1 pseudogene is annotated in these 567 nt (G+C 35.8%); it reads right to left on the bottom strand.

The window, feature by feature from the left end:
- Positions 1 to 476 (bottom strand): annotated as a pseudogene (locus J699_RS00005) (IS30-like element ISAba125 family transposase); the annotation flags it as partial.
- Positions 477 to 567 lie beyond the last annotated feature (91 nt).

The raw sequence follows: 567 nt of genomic DNA, 5'->3' as shown, positions 1-567 counted from the left end.
ATTTTTCTTTCTTGAACTTCGGCTGGGCGCTCATGAATAGTTTTAATATCCTGTAATATAGAATCTTTTTTAGGTTCACCGTTAGCTTTTCGCTTTTTATTTTCATGACGCAGACAGGATAATAAGTCTTTTTTCAACTCACCCTTTGGTAATGCGCGTATCGTTGAATAAATCGTTGTATGGCTTACATTCATTGTTTGATCCAAATCAGGAAATGTCTTTAAACGCTTTGCTATTTGCTGAGGAGACCATAAACAACGGATCGCTTCAACAATAAATTTCCAGAGGATTGAATCGATTTTGAGTTTTCTGTGACCACGTCTACGTCTAGCGAAGGTGTTATCAGAAGCATATCGAGCTTGATAAACGTCATTGATGCTATTTCTTTTAAGCTCACGATAGATCGTACTAGGATGTCTTTTAATGAGTTCAGCAAATTTTCTGGCTGAAAAGCCTTCTTTTCTTGACTCAAGCATTAATGCAGTACGATCTTCAAAGTTAAGATGATGGTATGACAATTTTATATACTCCATAAACCCTTTAAATTAATTAGGTGGTTTATGTCGC

Source organism: Acinetobacter sp. 1000160 (assembly GCF_000588715.1).
GTDB classification, from domain to species: domain Bacteria; phylum Pseudomonadota; class Gammaproteobacteria; order Pseudomonadales; family Moraxellaceae; genus Acinetobacter; species Acinetobacter courvalinii.
Note: the sequence above shows the minus strand (reverse complement) of the source record. Positions and strands in the feature narration are given on the sequence as shown.